Here is a 17,455-nt window from a genome sequence, read left to right on the forward strand (position 1 = left end):
GGGTGAGCTTAGGGGGTGGGGCAGGGTGTTGGCGAGACTCCAGATCCTTCCCCAGGCGCGCGGCGCCGATGTGGGGGAGGTGGCCCAGACCGGAGGTCCGGGTCGGAGGGGGATCGCCGTAGGCGACAGCTTCGCCCCCCAAACAGAAGTCAAAGTCCCCCTCAGTCAGCTTCGCCGCCAGCTCCCCCAGGAGGGGAGCATCTTGGCTTGCCCAATCAGGGAGTCGGTGACACTCCAGGCCGCAAGCAAACAAGGAGCCCCGACATGGCCGAACCCAAGGGCAAGCGTGATTTCCGGGATTCGCCGCGGCTGGATCCCAAGGAGCGGCACCAGGTGCAGTACTGGGCCAAGCGCTGGGGTGTGACCGACGATCAGATCATCAACGCCTATCGCAAGGTGGGGATGATGGTGAAGGACATCGGCCTCGAGCTCGGCAAGAAGCGCTGAGCCCGTGCGCTACCAGCTGACGCCGCAGGACCTGGCGGTGGGGCGGCGCATGGCGGCGCGTGACCCGTCGCGGCGGTTGTGGTTCTGGCCCGGGGTGACGGGCGCCGCCGTGCTGGGCGTCGCGGGGTTCGGCGCGATCGGCGACGGGCCGGTGCTGGGGATCGTCGGCGCCCTGGTGGGCGGCGCGGCGTTCTGGCTGGCCTGTCAGGCGGCCCAGGCCTGGTGGCTGGGGCGGCCCGGGCCGCCGGGGCGTGAGGTGACCCTGGAGGTGGGCCCACAGGGATTGCGGCTGGGCGACGGCGACTTGCTGAGCTGGCTGCGGGTGGCGATGATCCGGGAGACGCCGGAGCAGGTGGTGCTGGTCTTGGACCGCGGGGCGCCGGTGGTGGTCCCCAAGGCCGCGATCGGGGGGGCGGGCGCCGTCACGAAATTCCTGGAGGCGTGCAACGGCTGGGGTCGGCGCGCACATGGGCTGGACGGCAAGACGGGGGCGAGGTGATGCACCGGATACGGACCCAGGCGGTGATCGCGGCGTCGCCCGAGGCGGTGTGGGCTGTGCTGGCCGACTTCGCGCGGTATCCGCAGTGGAACCCGCTGAACCTGGAGGCGCATGGGGCGGCGGTGTTGGGGGCCAGGATCCCCATGGTGTTCCGCAACCTGGCCTCGGCCAAGCCTGGCGCGACCATTTCCCAGACCGTGACCCTGGTCGACTGCGAGCCGGGCAAGGCCCTGGCCTGGGCCGGGCATGTGCCGTTGCTGTTCCGGGGGCGGCACCACTTCACCCTGGAGGCGGTCGGTGGTGGGACGCGGGTGCTGCACGGCGAGGACCTGGCCGGCGTGATCGCGATGACCTTCTCCAAGACCCAGATCGCGCGGGATTTCGTCCCGGCCTATGAGGCGGTGAACCTCGCCCTGGCCGCGCGGGTGGCGGCGGTCGGAGGATGACCATCCGTGACCTGGTGGACCTGGCCATCGACGAGGATCCGCGCTCGCCCTGCCTATGGGTTCCCAGCGAGCACTGGGCGGACTTCTGCGCGGCCGTGCGGCGGAGGCCGAACCTGATCGGGGCGGTGATCTATCGCGACAAGACCATCCGCGACGGCGGGCCTGACACCGACGTGGTGACGGGATCGGACATGACGGGCCGTCGCCGGTGATCACCGACCCGTGGTTCTACGCCTTCGCCGTGCCGGCGGTGATCCTGCTGGGGCTGGCCAAGGGCGGGTTCGCCGGGATCGGGGTGATCGCGGTGCCTTTGATGGCGCTGGCGGTGTCGCCGGTGGTGGCGGCCTCCATCACCCTGCCGATCCTGATCGTGCAGGACGTGGTCAGCGTCTGGGCGTTCCGCAAGACCTGGGATCGGGGCATCCTGATCCTGATGCTGCCCAGCGCGGCGGTGGGGATATTCGCCGGCTTCGCCCTGGCCGCCTTCGTCAAGCCCGGCGCCGTGGCGCTGGCGGTGGGGGCGGTGTCGGTGGTGTTCGCGCTGCAGCGGCTGTGGCTGGAACGGGCCCGGGCGCCGGTGCGGGCGGCGCGGGTGGAGGGCGTGCCCTGGCGCGGGGTGCTGGCGGGGATCGCGGCGGGGTTCACCAGCCAGATCAGCCATGCCGGCGGGCCGCCGTTCCAGATGTACGTCCTGCCCAAGCAGTTGGCCCGCGACGTGTTCATCGGCACCAGCGCCATCTTCTTCGCCGTGGTGAACTGGATCAAGGTTCCCGCCTATCTGGCGCTGGGGCAGTTCAGCCACCAGAGCCTGGCGACCTCGGCTGTGCTGTTGCCCCTGGCCATCGCCTCGACCTGGGCCGGGGTGTGGCTGGTGCGCCGCGTGCCAGGCCAGGCCTTCTACAGGATCATCTATGGCCTGCTGATCGTGGTGGGGGGCAAGCTGGCCTGGGATGGCGCAGTGTCGTTGATGGCCTAGAGTGAAACCTCCGCGCCCTCAGCGCGCCGCATTCGCGGGCGAGCTTGGGGGTCGAAGGAGTTCCGCCGATGAGCCGCGTAACAGTCTGGATGGCCGGCATCGCCCTGGCGGCGGCCGCTAGCGTGGCTCAGGCCGAGGAGGCGGTGAGCACGGCCTCCTCCACCCCGGCCCCGGTGGCCGACACCTCGACGGCGGCGCAGATCGACCGGTTCATCAAGTCTGCCCCCATGCCCAGCCTCGACGACGAGGGGGTGGACGGGGTGACGCCTGGCGAGCGCAGGATGCATGGGGAGGTCAGTGTCGGCGTCGGCACCGGCGGCTATCGCAGCTTCTCGGCGCTGAGCGTCATCCCGATCGGCGAGACCGGAACCCTGGCCGTGGCGGTGAGCAAGAGCCGCAACAACCCCTACGGCAACTACGGCGAATACGGCGGCTATGGATATGGCGGCGGCTACGGGCGTGGCCAGGGCGAGCGGCAGTCGATCGGGATGGCCTTCTCGTCGCAAGGGGCTTCGCCGCGCTGTTCGGCGCGCATGGACCGCGGACCGGACTGGCACAGGTTGAACGACGGGCCGGGCGAAGGCGCCTGCAGCAACGACGCCATGGACCTGGCGCGCTAGCGAGCGCGGGCGAGGTTCAGGAACTCTTCCACATCCAGGGTCTCGGCCCGGCGTGACGGGTCGATCCCGGCGGCCTCGCAGATCGCCTCGCCGCCCAGCTGCTTGAGGCTGGAGCGGAGCATCTTGCGGCGCTGGCCGAAGGCGGCGGCGGTCAGGGTCTGCAGGGCGTCCAGCAGGGCCTGGTCCAGGCGCTGGGCATGCGGGACCAGATGGACGACGGCCGAGGTCACCTTGGGCGGCGGGGTAAAGGCGCGCGGCGAGACCTCCATCACCATCTTTGCATCCGCCGTGGCCTGGGCGATGACCGCCAGGCGGCCATAGGCCTCGGAGCCCGGCGCGGCGACGATCCGCTCGGCGACTTCCTTCTGGAACATCAGGGTCAGAGAGGTGGGCTGGAACGGCCCGGTCAGCCACTTGATGAGCAGGGGCGTGCCGACATTGTAGGGCAGGTTGGAGACAATGGCGGTGGGGCGTCCGGCGGCCAGGGCGGCCTCGTCGGCGGTCAGCGCGTCGTCCAGGTGGACAGTCAGCGCGCCGTTCGCGGCCTCGCGCAGCTCGGCCAGCAGGGGCAGGAAGCGGGGGTCCTTCTCCACGGCGGTCACCTGGGCGCCGGTCTCCAGCAGGGCGCGCGTCAGGCCGCCCGGGCCGGGGCCGACCTCGATGACGTGGTCGCCCGCGCTGACGCCGCCGAGGCGGGCGATCTTGCGGGTGATGTTCAGGTCAAACAGGAAGTGCTGGCCGAAGCTCTTCTTGGCCGCGAGACCGTGAGCGTCGAGGACGTCGCGCAGGGGCGGAAGGTGTTCGAGGTCCATCAGGCCGCGCGGCGGGTGGCGATCTCGTCAGCCATTCGGATGGCGGCGATCAGGCTGTCGGCGCGGGCGAGACCCCGGCCGGCGATGTCGAAGGCGGTGCCGTGGTCGGGCGATGTGCGCACGATGGGCAGGCCCAGAGTCACATTAACGCCGCCCCAGAAGTCGAGCATTTTCACGGGGATAAGCGCCTGATCATGATACATGCAGAGCGCGGCGTCATAACGGGCGCGCATCTCCTCCGGGAACAGGCTGTCGGCGGGGGTGGGGCCGACGGCGTCGACGCCGAGGTCGCGCAGGGCGCGGATGGCGGGGGCGATGATGTCATGCTCCTCGTGGCCGATGGTCCCGCTCTCGCCGGCGTGGGGGTTGAGGCCGGCCACGGCCAGGCGCGGGACCTCGACGCCGAAGTCGCGACGCAGGGCCTGGGCGGTGACCAGGCCGGCATTGACCACCTTCTCAATGGTCAGGGCCGAGGGCACCTGGGCGATGGGCTCGTGGACGGTGACCAGGGTGGTGCGCAGGCCGGGCACCGCCAACATCATGATCGGGCCCCGCGCCCCGTCGAAGCGGGTGGCCTGGGTCAGCTCTCCCAGGAACTCTGTGTGGCCTGGGAAGGCGAAGCCGGCCTCATAGAGCGGGGCCTTGGCGACAGGCGCGGTGACGACGCCCGAGACCTGCCCCGACAGCGCCAGGCCCACGGCGGTTTCGATCCACTGGATCACCGACTTGGCCGCCGCCGAGGTGGGCTGGCCCGAGACCACCGGCGCGCGCAGGGGGATGTCGAGGACGGGGATGGCTTCGGAGAAGACCCTGGCCGCCTCGTCGGGCGAGATGACGGGGCGCACGATGGCGCCGCCGGAGCCGGACGCAGAGGCCAGAGACTGGCTGTCGCCCACCACGAGGAAGGCGGGGCCGGTCTGCCGGAGCTGCGCCCACGCCTTGACGATGATCTCCGGGCCGATTCCGGCAGGGTCACCAAGGGTGAGCGCGAGAGGTCCGGTTTTCACTTGGTCTCGATTGTCGCCGAGTTCCTGAGGTCACGCATGTAACGCCGGGCGATCATGGACAGTTGCTGTCCGAACAGGCGGTTCTCGATCTGCTCCTTGGACTGGCCATCCTGGCCGCTGGCGCGCTTGGCGCAGACGGCCAGCAGGTGCAGGCCCGCGCTGGTGCGGATCGGCTGGGAGATCTGACCGGCTTCCAGGCCCTCGGCGGCGTCGCGGAAGGCGGGCGCCAGGTCCTTGATCTCGGCCTCGCCGAGGTCGCCGGCGATGACGCCCGGTGTCTTGGCGGCCTGGGCCTCCAGGTCACCACAGCCGGTGACGGTGGCGCGCAGGGCGGTCAGTTTGACGGTGGCGGCGTCCACGGCGGCCTGGTCGGCGGTCTGGGGCAGGCCGACGGCGGCCTGCTTCAGGTTGACGATCATGCCGCCGGCCCCGGCCCGCTTGTCGCGGAGATAGATGATGTAGACGCCGTCCTTGACCTGGATCGGGCGCGACAGTTGACCGGGACGCATCTGGTCAAGAGCGGAGTCGATTTCCGGAGCCATCTCGCCGGCGGTGATCCAGCCGGCGTCGCCGCCGGCCGCGGCGGTGGCGGCGGCCGAGAACTGGCGGGCCACGGCGGGGAAGGGCGCGCCCTGCTGCATCTGGGTGATGAGCTGGCCGGCGCCGGTCACGGCGACGTCCATGCCGCCGACGCGGTTGGCGTCGATGAAGACTTCGCTGATCTGGTACTGGGGCTTGCTGGCGGCGGCGGCGAGCCGCTGCTGCACGGCCTTGACCTGATCGTCGCCGATGCGGAGGCGCGAGCCATAGCGGCCGCGGATCCAGCGCTGCCAGCTGGTGTTGGCGCGGACCTCCTGGCGCAGGGTCTCCTCACCGATGTTCTGGACCTTCAGATTGCCCAGGAACTGCTCCAGGGACATGTTGTTGCCCTTGGCCATTTCGGACAGTTCTTCGGTGACCTCGTCGTCGGTGGCGATGATCTCCATTTTCTGGTCGCGTTCGACGCGGCGCAGTTCCTGAAGTTGCAGGCGTTCGTCCACCAGGCCGACCAGGGCTTCGCGCTGGAACTGGGGCAGGTTCTGCTGGGTCGGCTGCACACCGGACGTGGCGATCAGCAGGCGCATGCGCTGGGCGAGATCATAGGTCGAGATGATGTCGTCATTGACCACTGCGGCCACGGACTCATTGATCCCGGCCGGTGCGACGGGCGCGGCCGCCTCGGGCGCCGCTTCCTGGGCCCAGAGAACCTGGGGCAGAGCCGTGGTGGCCAGGGCGAGCGCCAGGGCGGCGCCGCGCGCCGAGAGGCCCGTGACATTGCGCACACGCATCATGGGTGGAGGGTTTCCTTGGAGGCGATGGCCATGAGCAGGTCGATGCGAAGGCCAGTTCGGTGGCGATTTTCAGTTCGCATACAACGGTCCGCCCAATGTGGCGAGGGTGAGGCGTATGGCCAAAGACTCGGTCGGACCTAGCCGTCCGATTACAGTGTCTTCGCGCCGATAGATGATGTCCACGCGGGTGCAATCGTCGCGATAGGTGATCCCGAGGTCGCGGATCACCCAGGCGTCCTGGACCAGGTCGCGGTTGCCGTAGGCGGTGACGCCCCAGTGTTCCGTGAGGAAGAGGTCGCCGCCCAGGTCGAGGTTCTCCACCTTGGTCCCATTGGCGTCGGCGCGGTCGCGCAGGTAGCGGAAATAGCCGTTGGCCCGCTTCATGGAGATGTTCGCGCCGGCCTCCGCGCGCTGAACCGTAAAGTCGTCTGAATCCAAGCGTGTACGGGCGAAAAATGAGACGCCTTTGATGGGCTGGGCGTCGGCGGCGACGATCCAGTCTGACTTGGTCTGACGCAGGCCGCTCTGGGTCGAGAACACGTCGTTGCTCTCGTTCCGGAAGCTGCGCCCCACCAGCAGGCTGGCGCGACGGCCATCGTCCCAGAACACCGAGGCCCGGCCACCGGCGTTCACTCGCAGGCCGTCCTCATAGAGGTCGTAGCCAGGGAATTTGTTGGCCCGGAACAGGTTGGTCTCATCGAACTCGAACGCGATGGAGTCTTCGTTGAGATAGATCGGCGCCCCGGCGGCGGAGGTTCCCACCACCACCTGTTTGGCGTCGGGGGAGGCCGCGACCTGGACGATAGGCTCCAGGATCACCGTGGCCTCGGAGAAGCGCCGCACGAAGGGCCAGGTGATGTCCGCCCCGGCCACCAACAGGCCGCGCGACAGGGTCTTGGATGTCCCCGCGACGCCGTTCAGGTCGTCGAGGCTGTAGGCGTCGCCGCGCACGTTCAGGAAGGGCGAAACCCTTATGCCGGCGGGGGCGGTGTAGGTGGCGCGCCAGTCAGCCTCGCCGGTGACCCGGCGGCTGTCGAGGCCCGGCAGACCCGGGGTTGAGACATCCGTCGACTGCTCGCGGGTCAGCGCCACGGCAGATCCCAGCAGGCGCAATCGGCCGCCGGCGATATTGGCTTCGGGTTCCCAGCGGGCCTCGATCAGAGGGCCGACGATGGGGAAGGCGCGGTCGTTGTCACCGGGGCGCAAACCCTGGATGGAGAAGGCCGCAGCCGAGAAATAGGACCTCTGGTCCTGGCGGGTCGCGTAAACCTGGGAGATCAGGCGGCGATCGTCGGCCAGATAGGCGCCGCGCGTGGCGTAGACGTCGCCGACCTCGTACTTGTCGAACAGCAACTCATCGGAGGTGCGCTCGGCCGTGAAACCCCAGTTCCACTTCTCGTCGATGGCGAACTGCCCGGCAGCCAGGATGTAGCTGCGGCTGGTGCTGTCGCCGAAGCCATTCCCCTTGCCGTCGAAGTCGGTGTCGTAGGTGTAGCCGAAGCGTGCATCGAGCGAGCCGGAGTAGAACCGCTTGCGGTAGCGTCCGTTGAAGAATGGATTAACTTTCGTGTTAATCTGGGGGCTTAGCGTAATATCTGAAGACGGTGAGAGAACCTGAAGATAGGGCTGCTCGTAGCTGACGCCCCGCCGGTTGGAAATTCCGAGCTTGGGCGGCAGGAAGCCGGACTTGCGGACCGCCTGCGGGTCCGGGTGCCAGAACAGCGGCAGGTACAGCACCGGGGCCCCGAACACCCGGATCACGGCGTTGCGGTAGTAGACGAGCTGACGGTCGCGGTCCTGCACCACCTTGTCGGCCTTGATGGACCAGGTGGGGGTCTTGGGCGATCCGTCGGCGGCGCAGATCTCACAGGGGGTGTAGATGGCGCGGTTCAGTTCGTTGACGCGGTCGCTGCGTTTGACGGCGGTGGCGGCGGCCATCTTGATGCTGGGCGCCATACGCGCGGCGAAGCCGGTGGCGACACCGGCCTTCATCTGATCGTCCAGGGTCAGCTCGTCGGCATATTCGACGCTGCCGTCCTCGTTGATGATCTGGACGTGGCCCTTGGCGGTGACGACGCCCCGGGTTTCGTCATAGACCAGTTCGTCGGCGCGCAGGGTGCGGCCCTCGTAGCGGACCTCGGCCTCGCCACGCGCCGTGGTGATCTTGTTCTTGTCGTCACGGATGACGAGCTCGGCTTCCATGTAGAGCTGACCCGCCTCGAGCCCGTCGACCGACGGCTTGGCCGGCGACTGGGCATGGGCCTGCGCCGCCATCGAAACGACGATGACCGCCACGCTGGCCAGCAGGCCGCGCTTAACGGAGACGGGAAGGCGACCGCGACTCATGAAGCTAGGAAACCCCCTCCGGGCGACTGTGGGCGGATGGATAGCGGGGAACGCCAACGATTCAACCGTCTTCGGTGTAGCAGAGCAAGGTCAGGCCGGACAGCAGGGCGACCAAGGGCGGCGCCCAGGCCGCCGCATAGAGCGGAATGATCTCCGCATCGGCGAGCGCGCCGGAGAATTCATTGAAGAAAAAGAAGATGAAACCGACGGCCACCCCGACCCCGGCGAGCGCGCCCAGGCCGCCCAGGCGGGCCAGCCGCAGCGAGAAGGCCGCAGCCAACACCGACATGGCGGCGAACAACAGGGGGGTGGCCAGCAATTGCTGGAAGCGCAGCCGGTAGCCATCGGCGGAGAAACCTGCCTGCTCGGTCTGGTGGATAGCGGCGGGCAGGCGCCAGAAGGCGATGGCGTCGGGCGAAGCGAACCGCTCCATCGCCGATTCGGAATCCAGGGTGGAGCGGATCGACAGTGAGTCCGAACGCACCGAGCTTTCGCCAGCGGTGGCCTCGCGCACGTCGGTGAGTTTCCAGAAGCCCGGGAGCAGCTCGGCCTCCGCGGCCTCCAGGCGGCGCTTGAACTCCGGCAGACCGTCCTTGTTCTTCTGGTAGACGAAGAGCGAGACGCCCTTCAGGCGGACCCGACCCGCCACGGCGTCGCGGGCCTTGGCATGGATGACGATCTGGTTGCGGTCGTCGCCCTGGCGCAGCCACACCTCCTTGGGCGCGTCGGTGAGATAGTTTTCCATCAGGCCGGCGCGATCGGTCTCGAAGCGGGCGCTGAGCGCTGAGGCCAGCGGATTGAAGGCGGTGACGGCCAGGATCCCGACGACGAAGGCCGCCGCCGCCGAGGGCAGGATGAAGCGCCAGGCCGAGATGCCCGCCGCGCGCATGGCCACCAGCTCGCTGGAGCGGTTCAGGCCCACATAGGCGCTGATGCCGCCGGCCAGGAAGACGAAGGGCAAAAGCAACAGGATCAGGGCCGGGGCCTTCAGCAGGGTCAGGCCGAAGAGCTGGGCGACCCCCACGTCGGCGCGGACGCCCACCGAGCGCGACAGGTCGACGAACTGCACCAGCAGGATCACCGCGGAGATCACCGCCAGGGCCGCCCCGACACCGGTGAAGGTGCGCAGCAGGACGTAGCGTTCGAGGCGACCGGCGCCGATCATGCGGGCTTCAGCCGGGCGATGCGGGCCGGGCGTTTGCGCACGTCGATGAAGCGGTTGACCCGCTGCTTGAAGATGCCGCGCAGGGCCAGGCCCATGGCGCCCAGGGGCACCACATATTGCAGGAGGTTGAGCCAGGGCTCGGACTCGCAGGCGGCCTGGACCACGAAGCCCAGGATGCGAACGGCCACCGCCGCGGCCGCGATGACGGCGATGCGCCGGCCATAGCCCAGGCGCGAGAAGCCGCCGCCGATGATGGCCAGCAAGGCGAAGCTCATGAAGGTGAGGTTGTACAGCGGGGTGGTGAGGCGGGCGTTGCCCTCGGCCAGCAGCTTGTCGCGGTTCTGGGTCTCCCAGATCTGCTGGAGGTCGGGGAAGAACAGCTCGTGCAGGTAGCGATCGGAGGGTTTGTAGTGGACCATCTCCTCGCTCTCCAGGAAGGTCGACAGGTCGAAGACGTACTCGTCGAAGGACAGGAAGTTCAGCACGCCGGTGCGGCTGAACTCCTGGTTGGAGCCCTTGCGCATCAGCAGGACCGGCTTGTCGCCGCGCTTGACCACCCGGCCTTCGTCAGCGGTGTAGGTGGTGGCGCCGCCGTCGTCCTTGGTCTGGTGGATGAACAGGTTGTGGATCAGGCCGCCGTTGTCCACCGACTGGGCGTAGACGGTGAGGCCTGGGGCGGGCTCGGTGAACTCCCCCTCGCGGACAAGGGTGGAGGCCAGATCGGTGCGGACCTGGAACAGGGTTTCCCGCATCTGCCGCGAGGCGGCCGGCTGCACCCAGAGGTTCATGAAGAGCGCGATGAGGGTGACGACACCGGCGAGCCGCAGGGCCGGGGAGATCACCCGCCAACGGCTCATGCCGCCCGCGAAGCAGACGACGATCTCCTGCTCCACATGCAGACGGTTGAGGGCCACGAGGGCGGCCACCAGCAGGGCGATGGGCATGACCATGTTGATCAGCTGCGGCATGGCCAGCAGGGTCACTTCAAGGAAGACGAGGGCGCTCTGGCGCTGGCTGACGATGATGTCGAGCTGCGAGAGACTGGTGGAAAGCAGGGCGACCGCCGTCAACGCCGCCGTCGCCAGGACGGTCGGCCCCAAGAGCTGACGGAGCAGATATCGATCGATCAGGCGCATCGGCAAGAAATATATGGCGGGCCAAGATATTTGCCGCGCCCAGAACGGGAAGCTGCTCTAAACCATGCGTCGCCCCGCCACACAACCGCCGCACGAACGGTGAGGCTGGGTTAGGTTCAGGGCGCTCGCCGCGCCGGGTCGAGAAGTTTGAGAGAAATCCATGGATATTCAGTTCGTCGCGGCCGACGCCGCGCTTGGTGAAAAAAGCGCCCTGGCGATCGTCGTGTTCGAGGGTGAAGCCGCCGGGGTCCACGGCGGCGCCTTTGCGAAAGCCGTCGCCGGCAGCCGGTTCACGGGCGCCAAGGGCCAGACCCTGGACCTGCTGGCCCCTGGCGGTTCCGACGCCGCCCGCGTGGTGCTGGTGGGGGTGGGCAAGGCTGACGCATTCGACGGCATGGGCGCCGAGAACGCCGCCGCGAGCGCCTATAACGCCACGAAGACCTCCGGCCTGACCACCTTGCGGGTCCAGCTTTCCGGCGATGCGGGGCAGGCGGCGAAGGCGGCCTTTGGTGTGCGCCTGGCCTCCTACCGGTTCGACCGATACCGCACCAAGGAAGCCGCCGAGAAGAAGCCCACGATCACCAAGGTCGAGATCGTCACCGGCGACGCGGCCGCCGCGACCGCCGCCTTCAAGGACCTGGCGGCCCTGGCCGACGCCATCAGCTTCTCCCGCGATCTGGTGTCCGAGCCGCCGAACGTCCTTTACCCCGCCGAGTTCGCCAAGCGGGTGAAGGCCCTGGAGTCCCTCGGACTGGAGGTCGAGATCCTCGGCGAGGCCGAGATGATGAAGCTGGGCATGGGCTCGCTGCTGGGCGTGGGGCAGGGAAGCGTTCGCGACAGTCAGCTGGCCATCCTGAAATGGAACGGCGCCGACGACAAGAAGGCCCAGCCCATCGCCTTTGTCGGCAAGGGCGTCACCTTCGACACCGGTGGCATCAGCATCAAGGGCGCCGAGGGCATGGAGCACATGAAGACCGACATGGGCGGCGCGGCCGCCGTGTCGGGCCTGATGCACATCCTGGCCGCCCGCAAGGCCAAGGTGAATGCGGTGGGCATCCTGGGCCTGGTGGAGAACATGCCCGACGGCGACGCTCAGCGTCCTGGCGACGTGGTCACCTCGATGTCGGGCCAGACCATCGAGATCATCAATACCGACGCCGAGGGGCGTTTGGTCCTGGCTGACGCCATCTGGTACTGCCAGCAGCGGTTCAAGCCCAAGTTCATGGTCGACCTGGCCACCCTGACGGGCGCCATCATCGTCGCGCTCGGCGACGATGTCGGTGGGTTGTTCAGCAATAACGATGAGTTGTCGGAGAATCTCCTGGCCGCGTCGAAGGCCGAGGAGGAGCCCCTGTGGCGCCTGCCCCTGCCGACCCACTATGACAAGAAGATCGACTCGGTGATCGCCGACGTGAAGAACACCGGCGGCCGCGCCGGGGGCTCGATCACTGCGGCCCTGTTCATCCAGCGCTTCGTCAATGATGTGCCCTGGGCCCACCTGGATATCGCCGGGACCGCCTGGAAGTCGCCGTCGCCGATCCCCACCATTCCCGAGGGCGCGACCGGTTTCGGCGTGCGGCTGCTGAACCGCATGGTGGCCGACAAGTACGAAGGCTGATCGCCGGCCTTGCGCCTCGCCCTGCTGCATAGCCCGCTGGTGGGCGCGAGCTGCTGGCGCGCGGTGGTGAAGGACTTCGCCGAACGCGGGATCTGGGCCGCGGCGCCGACTCTGCCGGCCTGGGACCGGGTCGAGGCGCCCTTCTATGGCGCTCTGGCGGCCGGCGTGGCCGCGCAGATCGCGGCGATGCATCCCGTGGTGCTGGTGGTCCATTCGGGCGCCGGTTCGCTGGCGGCCTCCGTGGTCGCGGCGGCGAATGGCGGGGTGAGCCAGGTGATCTTCGTCGACGCGATCCTGCCGCATCCAGGACGGACCTGGTTTCAGACCGCCGCGCCGAGCTTGGGCGCCTCGCTGCGCGCCAGGGTCGTGGACGGTCAGGTTCCGGCCTGGGACCAGTGGTTCCCGCCCGGCGCGCTGGCGGCCACCCTGCCGGAGGGTGAAGCCCGGGAAACCTTCGTCCGCGAACTGACGCCGACCCCGCTTGCGTATCTGGAAGAGACCGCGCCGCAGCTCGATCTGCCGGTGGGCTGGGCCTATCTGCGGCTCTCCAAGGCCTATGAGGACGAGGCCAAGGTCGCCCGCGAGCAGGGTATTCCCACCCTCCGCCTGGCGCGGCATCATCTGGCGATGATGACCCATGCCGACGAGGTGGCGAGCGCCCTGGTGAACCTGGTTCGAGGCGATCATGGCTGAGGCCTGCGAAGTCTGGTTTTACCATCTGGAGCGTACGGGCCTGGACCAGGCCCTGCCGGAGCTGTTGGAAAAGACCCTGGCGCGGGGCTGGAAGGCGATCGTGCGCGCGACGGGGCCGCAGCGGGTGGAGCACCTGGACGGCTGGCTGTGGGCCTATCGCGACGAGAGTTTCCTGCCCCATGCCCCAGCCGACGAGCCGGGCGCGGCGCGGCAACCGATCCTGCTCACCACAGGCGATGAGAACCTCAACGCGGCCGACGCCCTGTTTCTGGTGGACGGCGCCGAGCCGGGTGAGCTTGGCGACTACACCCGGTGCGTGGTCTTGTTCGATGGCGGCGACGAAGACGCCCTGGCCACGGCGCGCCGCCAATGGCGGTCGGTGAAGGCCAAGGGGCTGCCGGCCTCGTATTGGAAACAGCAGGGTCGCGGTTGGGAGAAGCAGGCATGAAGATCAAGATCCTCGCGGGCGCGGCCCTCTTCACATTGATGGCCTCCTGCGCCAGCCAAGCGCCGGCTCCGCCGCCGCCGCCGCCGGTCTATCGCCCCCCGCCACCACCGCCGGCGCCGGCCGACCAGTGCGGCGCCGCCGAGGCGCAAAAATATGTGGGGCGGTCGCGCAGCCAGATCCCGATCCCGGTGCTGCCGGCCCTGCAGCGGGTGGCCTGCACCACCTGCCCGGTGACTCTCGACTACAGCGCGCGGCGGCTGAACTTCTTCTACGACGCCCAGACCGGGATCGTGAAAGAGGTGAAGTGCGGTTGACCTGACCAAGCGTCAGTCTGCGCTCCTCACCAAAACGAGGAGGCGGGCATGAAGTGGGTTGTCGGACTGCTGGTGGTGATCGGGGCGGGCCTGGCCCTGGCCGGATGTGCGCTGACCGCCAAGGACATCCCCTATGCGACCCTGGAGGCCAAGTACGGCGGGCCGGCCTCGCACTACATGGACCTGCCGGGCAGCCTCCATGTCCACTATCGCGACCAGGGCAAGGCCGACGGGCCGACCGTGGTGCTGGTGCATGGGTTCGCCGCCAGTCTGCACACCTGGGAGCCCTGGGTCGCCCGCCTCGCGCCCGACTACCGCGTCATCAGCCTGGACCTGCCCGGCCACGGCCTGACCCGCGCGCCGGAGGGCTATGTCGCCGCCCAGGCCACCAATGTCGCGGTGGTGGACGCGCTGACGCGGAACCTCAAGGCCGACAAGTTCGTCATCGTCGGCAATTCCATGGGGGGCGGGGTGTCGTGGGCCTATGCGCTCGCCCATCCCGAGCGGCTGACAGGCCTGGTGCTGGTGGACGCCGCCGGCTGGCCGCGCGAGGACAAGGGCGCCGAGAAGCCGCCGGTGGTATTCAAGCTGCTGGGAAACCCGGCGGGGCGCGCCCTGTTGCGCAACATCAATCCGCGTCCCCTGGCCGGCAGAGGTCTGAGATCGGCCTATGTGGACGTGTCGGTGGTCACCCCGGCCCTGGTGGACCGTTATGTGGAGCTGGCGCTGGCCCCCGGTCATCGGGCGATCCTGACCTCAGGCCGCGACGGCCCGCAGCGGCGGATCGACAAGGCGGTATTCGGGACCATCAAGACGCCGACCCTGGTCCTGCACGGCGAGGCCGACACCGTGATCGACGTCACCGCCGGGCGCGGCCTGGCCGGCGTCATTCCGGGCGCCAGGCTGATCACCTATCCCGGCGTCGGCCACGTGCCGATGGAGCAAATCCCCGACCAGTCGGCCAAGGACCTGCGCGCCTTCCTGGCTGGCCTGCCGGCTAGCTAGCTAGCGCTAGCCATTTTTGCTTGGTCGCGTGACGGGCGCCGAAACCGGCGTCCACTTTCGGCTGTCACGCTCACTTGGCGGCGAAGCAGTAGAAGAGGCCCGCGCCGCCGGTGGCCACCAGGTCGGGCTGTGAACAGCTGCGGGTCTGGTGGGCGGAGTTCCAGGAGGTGGGGTGCTGGCCGCCGCCCTGGCGGTCGTGGTGGCCGACCATGGTCCGGCTGTCGCTGGAGGACGTCCAGTTGTTGCAGGTCAGGTTCGGCGGCGCGACCGGGGCCGGGGTTCCGGCCGGCGCATTGGCGGGCAGGGGCATGGCGACCGGCGGGGCCAGGCGGCCATCGGTGAGCGAGCCGGTCATGATGTCGTGCTGGTTGGGGCTGTCGCCGCGGCCTTTGACGGGGTTCCCGGCCTCGTCGAGGGAATTGGCCTTGCCGGTCAGGGCGGCCTCGCTGTGCAGGTCATCCAGGCTGGAGGCGATCTGCACGCCCTTGGCGTTGAACCACGGACCCTTTCCGATGCGGTCGCGGGCGTTGATGGACTTGCCCTTGGCGGCCGTCGCCGAGAGGTAGGCGCGCCAGGTGTGATCGCCGGCGCCCGCCTGGGTGGCCAGCTTCTGGCACCAGGCGTCGGCGCCCTTCAGCCCGCCCAGGTCGCCGCCCTTGCCGGGGCCGACGCTGGTGATGAAGAAGGTGGTCGTGGATTTTTCCTTGGCGACGACCGCCGTGGTGGTCAGAGCGCCCGTGGCGATGAGTGCGGCGACGCCGCCGATGATCAGCCTGTTCATGCTTGCCTCCCTGGATTTGAGGACGATGCTAGCAGCAACCAGGGAGAACACGATGGCCGACTTCACAGCCGAGATCACCGCCGCTCAGGGCGTGCTGGACGAATTCATGGCGGGGTTCAACGGGCGGGACGTGGCGCGATGGGACGCCACCTTCAACTTCCCCAGCGTGCGGCTGGCCTCAGGGACCCTGGTGATCCTGCAGGCGGGCGACCACAAGCCCGGCATGTTCGACAAGGGCGCGCTGGCGGAGTGGGATCATTCGGCCTGGGAACGCCGCGAGGTGATCCATGCGGGCGCCGACAAGGTCCACATCGACACCCGCTTCAGCCGCTACCGCAAGGACGGCAGCGTGATCGGCGGGTTCGATTCCATCTATGTGATCACGCACGAGGACGGCCACTGGGGCGTCAAGGCGCGGTCGAGCTATGCGCCGTAGAGCCTGCGCCTATTTGGAGACGCTGAACGATCCCGCCGCGCCGGGGAAGACCACCGGGCTCTCATAGCCGTCGGCGGAGATCGCCGAGACCCCGAAGAACCAGTCGTCGATGATGATGTTCTTCAGCGTCTCGGATGTGGCGGTGACGTCCCTGGAATGCCGCCATTGGGGCGCGGTGGTCTCGCGCCAGTGGATGCGGTAGCGCGCGGCGCCGGGGACGGCCGTCCAGGAAACCTGGGTGTCGGCCGAGACCGCGCCCTCGATCTTCACGCCCTCCGGCGGGGCCGGTGCGCGGGCCAGCGCCGCCATCATCATCACGTTGAGCTGGGTGACCTTCGCGAGATACGGGAAGTCGACGCCGTCGATCGTGTCGCCATAGACCCGGCCGTTCTCGGTGCGCAGGTCCTGGTGCTGGCGGTCATAGTGCTCGGCGGCTTCGGTGATGCGGATGGCGGGGAAGCCGGCGTTGAGCATCTCCACCTGGTCACCGCCCCGGCCATAGCGGTCGGTGCGGTAGACCATCACCACGTCCAGGTCCTTCAGATAGGTCTCGGCCAGGCTGTCGGCGAAGCGCCCGAGGTTGCGCGAGGGTGAGTCAACCTCGCCGCCATTGTAGCGGCGTCCATTGGCCTGTTCCGGCGTTTCGACCGCCTTTGTGCCTTCGGAAAAGACCCGGACCTGGCGGTCGTTGTGGACGCCGCTGGCGCCGTGGCTGTTGCCGACGATGTCATTGTTGAGATCGGCCTCGACGCGCCAGCCCTGCGCCTTGGCATAGGCGGCCAGCACCTTGCCGCCATAGAGGCCCTGTTCCTCCCCCTCCAGCACGGCGAACACCAGGGTGGCGGGGAACTTGTGCTTGGACAGCACGCGGGCGGCCTCAATGACGGCGGCAACGCCCGAGCCGTCGTCATTGGCGCCCGGCGCGTCGGACGTCGCGTCCATCACGTCGGTGACGCGGCTGTCGATGTGGCCGGAGATGACGATCACCCGGTCGGGATCGGAGGTCCCCTTCTGGATGGCCAGGATCGCGCCGATCTCGGTGGGATTGGGCACGCGGCGGCCGGTGAAGGTCTGCTTGGGGACCGCCACCGTCAGGCAGCCGCCGCAGTCCTTGGAGATCGCCTCGAACTCGGCGGCGGTCCAGCGCTCGGCGGCGCCGATGCCACGGGTTGGCGAGGTGCGATCCGACAGCGTGTGGCGGGTGCCGAAGCCCACCAGTTTGGTGATGGTGGCGTGGAGCCTGGCCTGCTGAACCGCCTTGGCGATCTGCGCCAGCTCGGGCTGCGGCTTGGCCGCGGCGGTGAGCAGGGGAAAGGCGAGCAGGGCTGTCAGCAGGAGAGGGCGCATGGGGGACCTTCGAAAACCTGTGACGACT

At 68.7% G+C, this 17,455-nt stretch carries 20 protein-coding genes; 12 read left to right on the top strand and 8 right to left on the bottom strand.

The features are described from left to right. Positions 1–264 precede the first annotated feature (264 nt). From AAC997_RS18870 to AAC997_RS18895, 6 genes are all read left to right on the top strand, one after another. Positions 265–447 carry a DUF3606 domain-containing protein gene (locus tag AAC997_RS18870; protein ID WP_340647247.1) on the top strand — a complete coding sequence of 61 codons (183 nt, stop codon included), beginning with the start codon at positions 265–267 and terminating at the stop codon, positions 445–447. A gap of 4 nt (positions 448–451) precedes the next feature. Then, positions 452–946, top strand: coding sequence for a hypothetical protein (locus AAC997_RS18875; protein WP_340647248.1), 495 nt, complete (start codon positions 452–454; stop codon positions 944–946). After that, positions 946–1,392, top strand: coding sequence for an SRPBCC domain-containing protein (locus AAC997_RS18880; RefSeq protein ID WP_340647249.1), 447 nt, complete (start codon positions 946–948; stop codon positions 1,390–1,392). Before AAC997_RS18875 ends, AAC997_RS18880 begins: the two co-directional genes overlap by 1 nt. After that, positions 1,389–1,604, top strand: a complete 216-nt coding sequence (locus AAC997_RS18885; protein ID WP_340647250.1) for a hypothetical protein — start codon at positions 1,389–1,391, stop codon at positions 1,602–1,604. Before AAC997_RS18880 ends, AAC997_RS18885 begins: the two co-directional genes overlap by 4 nt. Further along, positions 1,601–2,368: a sulfite exporter TauE/SafE family protein gene (locus AAC997_RS18890; RefSeq protein ID WP_340647251.1), complete on the top strand. Its 768-nt coding sequence runs from the start codon at positions 1,601–1,603 to the stop codon at positions 2,366–2,368. Before AAC997_RS18885 ends, AAC997_RS18890 begins: the two co-directional genes overlap by 4 nt. Before the next feature lie 68 nt (positions 2,369–2,436). Then, a complete protein-coding gene (locus AAC997_RS18895) occupies positions 2,437–2,988 on the top strand; it encodes a hypothetical protein (protein ID WP_340647252.1) in 552 nt (183 codons plus the stop codon). On the opposite strand, the gene rsmA is transcribed toward AAC997_RS18895, so the two are convergent. The 6 genes from rsmA to lptF all read right to left on the bottom strand — a co-directional run bounded on the left by rsmA (position 2,985) and on the right by lptF (position 10,785). Continuing rightward, entirely contained in the window at positions 2,985–3,800 is an 816-nt protein-coding gene (gene rsmA / locus AAC997_RS18900) for a 16S rRNA (adenine(1518)-N(6)/adenine(1519)-N(6))-dimethyltransferase RsmA (protein ID WP_340647253.1), read from the bottom strand. The genes AAC997_RS18895 and rsmA overlap by 4 nt on opposite strands. Beyond that, positions 3,800–4,807, bottom strand: coding sequence for a 4-hydroxythreonine-4-phosphate dehydrogenase PdxA (gene pdxA / locus AAC997_RS18905; protein WP_340647254.1), 1,008 nt, complete (start codon positions 4,805–4,807; stop codon positions 3,800–3,802). Before pdxA ends, rsmA begins: the two co-directional genes overlap by 1 nt. Beyond that, on the bottom strand, positions 4,804–6,138 hold the full coding sequence (locus AAC997_RS18910; protein WP_340647255.1) for a peptidylprolyl isomerase: 1,335 nt from the start codon (positions 6,136–6,138) through the stop codon (positions 4,804–4,806). The genes pdxA and AAC997_RS18910 overlap by 4 nt, the downstream gene beginning before the upstream one ends. Positions 6,139–6,207: 69 nt before the next feature. Continuing rightward, positions 6,208–8,484: an LPS-assembly protein LptD gene (locus tag AAC997_RS18915; RefSeq protein WP_340647256.1), complete on the bottom strand. Its 2,277-nt coding sequence runs from the start codon at positions 8,482–8,484 to the stop codon at positions 6,208–6,210. Between the two features lie 61 nt (positions 8,485–8,545). After that, a complete protein-coding gene (gene lptG / locus AAC997_RS18920) occupies positions 8,546–9,649 on the bottom strand; it encodes an LPS export ABC transporter permease LptG (protein WP_340647257.1) in 1,104 nt (367 codons plus the stop codon). Next, a complete protein-coding gene (gene lptF / locus AAC997_RS18925; protein ID WP_340647258.1) occupies positions 9,646–10,785 on the bottom strand; it encodes an LPS export ABC transporter permease LptF in 1,140 nt (379 codons plus the stop codon). The genes lptG and lptF overlap by 4 nt, the downstream gene beginning before the upstream one ends. Before the next feature lie 160 nt (positions 10,786–10,945). Here lptF and AAC997_RS18930 point away from each other — a divergent pair, with 160 nt between their 5' ends. From AAC997_RS18930 to AAC997_RS18950, 5 genes are read left to right on the top strand one after another with little or no spacing between them, the layout of a single operon-like run. Continuing rightward, a complete protein-coding gene (locus AAC997_RS18930; protein ID WP_340647259.1) occupies positions 10,946–12,403 on the top strand; it encodes a leucyl aminopeptidase in 1,458 nt (485 codons plus the stop codon). Positions 12,404–12,412: 9 nt separating this feature from the next. Next, positions 12,413–13,096, top strand: coding sequence for a hypothetical protein (locus AAC997_RS18935; protein WP_340647260.1), 684 nt, complete (start codon positions 12,413–12,415; stop codon positions 13,094–13,096). Next, entirely contained in the window at positions 13,086–13,544 is a 459-nt protein-coding gene (locus AAC997_RS18940; RefSeq protein ID WP_340647310.1) for a DNA polymerase III subunit chi, read from the top strand. The genes AAC997_RS18935 and AAC997_RS18940 overlap by 11 nt, the downstream gene beginning before the upstream one ends. Beyond that, a complete protein-coding gene (locus AAC997_RS18945) occupies positions 13,541–13,858 on the top strand; it encodes a peptidase inhibitor I78 (RefSeq protein ID WP_340647261.1) in 318 nt (105 codons plus the stop codon). The genes AAC997_RS18940 and AAC997_RS18945 overlap by 4 nt, the downstream gene beginning before the upstream one ends. Positions 13,859–13,906: 48 nt before the next feature. Then, positions 13,907–14,863, top strand: coding sequence for an alpha/beta hydrolase (locus tag AAC997_RS18950; protein ID WP_340647262.1), 957 nt, complete (start codon positions 13,907–13,909; stop codon positions 14,861–14,863). Between the two features lie 70 nt (positions 14,864–14,933). Here the strand turns inward: AAC997_RS18950 and AAC997_RS18955 are convergent, their stop codons facing one another. Further along, positions 14,934–15,644, bottom strand: a complete 711-nt coding sequence (locus tag AAC997_RS18955) for a hypothetical protein (protein WP_340647263.1) — start codon at positions 15,642–15,644, stop codon at positions 14,934–14,936. 52 nt (positions 15,645–15,696) lie between these two features. Between AAC997_RS18955 and AAC997_RS18960 the strand changes: the two genes are divergently transcribed. After that, positions 15,697–16,080, top strand: a complete 384-nt coding sequence (locus AAC997_RS18960; protein WP_340647264.1) for a hypothetical protein — start codon at positions 15,697–15,699, stop codon at positions 16,078–16,080. Between the two features lie 9 nt (positions 16,081–16,089). Here AAC997_RS18960 and AAC997_RS18965 read toward each other — a convergent pair whose 3' ends face one another. Then, positions 16,090–17,427, bottom strand: a complete 1,338-nt coding sequence (locus tag AAC997_RS18965; protein WP_340647265.1) for a M20/M25/M40 family metallo-hydrolase — start codon at positions 17,425–17,427, stop codon at positions 16,090–16,092. Between the last annotated feature and the right edge of the window lie 28 nt (positions 17,428–17,455).

Source organism: Phenylobacterium sp. (assembly GCF_037968635.1).
In the GTDB taxonomy this organism is placed as follows: domain Bacteria; phylum Pseudomonadota; class Alphaproteobacteria; order Caulobacterales; family Caulobacteraceae; genus Phenylobacterium.

Coding starts and splice junctions, on each gene's coding strand:
- AAC997_RS18870 (WP_340647247.1), top strand. CDS start 265: ATGGCCGAACCCAAGGGCAAGCGTGATTTCCGGGATTCGCCGCGGCTG.
- AAC997_RS18880 (WP_340647249.1), top strand. CDS start 946: ATGCACCGGATACGGACCCAGGCGGTGATCGCGGCGTCGCCCGAGGCG.
- AAC997_RS18885 (WP_340647250.1), top strand. CDS start 1,389: ATGACCATCCGTGACCTGGTGGACCTGGCCATCGACGAGGATCCGCGC.
- AAC997_RS18895 (WP_340647252.1), top strand. CDS start 2,437: ATGAGCCGCGTAACAGTCTGGATGGCCGGCATCGCCCTGGCGGCGGCC.
- rsmA (WP_340647253.1), bottom strand. CDS start 3,800: ATGGACCTCGAACACCTTCCGCCCCTGCGCGACGTCCTCGACGCTCAC.
- AAC997_RS18910 (WP_340647255.1), bottom strand. CDS start 6,138: ATGATGCGTGTGCGCAATGTCACGGGCCTCTCGGCGCGCGGCGCCGCC.
- AAC997_RS18915 (WP_340647256.1), bottom strand. CDS start 8,484: ATGAGTCGCGGTCGCCTTCCCGTCTCCGTTAAGCGCGGCCTGCTGGCC.
- lptG (WP_340647257.1), bottom strand. CDS start 9,649: ATGATCGGCGCCGGTCGCCTCGAACGCTACGTCCTGCTGCGCACCTTC.
- lptF (WP_340647258.1), bottom strand. CDS start 10,785: ATGCGCCTGATCGATCGATATCTGCTCCGTCAGCTCTTGGGGCCGACC.
- AAC997_RS18930 (WP_340647259.1), top strand. CDS start 10,946: ATGGATATTCAGTTCGTCGCGGCCGACGCCGCGCTTGGTGAAAAAAGC.
- AAC997_RS18945 (WP_340647261.1), top strand. CDS start 13,541: ATGAAGATCAAGATCCTCGCGGGCGCGGCCCTCTTCACATTGATGGCC.
- AAC997_RS18950 (WP_340647262.1), top strand. CDS start 13,907: ATGAAGTGGGTTGTCGGACTGCTGGTGGTGATCGGGGCGGGCCTGGCC.
- AAC997_RS18955 (WP_340647263.1), bottom strand. CDS start 15,644: ATGAACAGGCTGATCATCGGCGGCGTCGCCGCACTCATCGCCACGGGC.
- AAC997_RS18960 (WP_340647264.1), top strand. CDS start 15,697: ATGGCCGACTTCACAGCCGAGATCACCGCCGCTCAGGGCGTGCTGGAC.
- AAC997_RS18965 (WP_340647265.1), bottom strand. CDS start 17,427: ATGCGCCCTCTCCTGCTGACAGCCCTGCTCGCCTTTCCCCTGCTCACC.